Here is a 1,161-nt window from a genome sequence, read left to right as displayed (position 1 = left end):
GCGAGCAATAGCTCCTATGTCAAGCCGCGGCTGATTGCGGTGCTTGGTGGCGGGTGTTGTGGTCGGTGAGTAGAGCACGGTAGACGGCGCGAGCGATGTGGCGTTTGACGCAGCGTCGGGCGCGAGGGCTGGTCTTGCCCTTGGTGATGAGCCGTTGGTAGTAGGCGTGGCCGGGGCAGTCGGGCATCCGGATCTGGGTGAGCGCGATGCGGTGGATGGCGGAATTGAGTTGTCGGTTGCCCGAGCGACTCAACCGCATCTGCCCGGCGGTCTGGCCCGACCACACCGGGATCGGTGCCACTCCGGCATGGCAGGAGAACGCGGCTTCGCTTTTGAACCGGGCGATGCCGGCGGCCTCGCCGACGATCTTGGCCGCGGTCAGTTCCGCGCAGCCCGCAATGGCCAGCAGTGACGGGGCCACCTCGCGGACCCGCTCACCGATGCGCCGGGCCAAGGCAGTGATCTCGGCGGACAGTCGGATGACATCGTCGAGTTCGGCGCGTGCCAGTTCGGCGACCAGTCCGGGCACCGTGTCCAGCCACCCACGCAGCGCCTGCTGATGGGTGGCCGCGTTGAGCTTGCGCGGCGCCGGCTCGCGCCCGGGGTCGAGTTCGTGGAGGTTCCATCGCAATCGGTTGATCGCCGAAGTACGTTGAGCGACAAGCACATCACGTCGGTCGGTAAGCAGTTTCAGCTCACGTGAAACCTCGTCGTGAGAGGCCGCCGGCAGATCGGGTTCACGTAGCACCGCCCGCGCGACCGCCTCGGCGTCGATCGGATCGGACTTCCCCCGGGTCCGCGCCGACTTACGGGTCGCAGCCATCAACTTCGTCGGAACCCGCACCACCGATTGATCGGCGTCCAGCAGATCGCGTTCCAGCCGCGCCGACATGTTGCGGCAGTCCTCGATACCCCACGTCAACTCGGTGCCGAACTGGTCGTGAGCCCACACAACAGCGGCACGGTGCCCTTCGGTAGTCGCCGCGACGGTCTTCTCGCCGAGCCTGCGCCCGACCGCATCGACGGCGACGAATGTATGACTGCGCTTGTGCACATCGGTTCCGACAACAACCATGGTGGTTGCCTCCTTCACTCCGTGGATGGGTGTTGAGGTTGGACCGGCCGGCGGACACATCTCAGTCGGGGCGATGCCACGCTCCT

Annotated in this window: 1 pseudogene; it reads right to left on the bottom strand. The window is 66.3% G+C overall.

The features are described 5' to 3' along the window. Positions 1-22: 22 nt before the first annotated feature. A pseudogene (locus ORI27_RS32850) lies at positions 23-1,075 on the bottom strand (IS110 family RNA-guided transposase); the annotation flags it as partial. Between the last annotated feature and the right edge of the window lie 86 nt (positions 1,076-1,161).

Origin of the sequence: Mycobacterium pinniadriaticum, from assembly GCF_026242045.1 — a bacterium.
Lineage (GTDB): Bacteria > Actinomycetota > Actinomycetes > Mycobacteriales > Mycobacteriaceae > Mycobacterium > Mycobacterium pinniadriaticum.
This window is presented reverse-complemented; position numbering and strand designations above follow the sequence as displayed.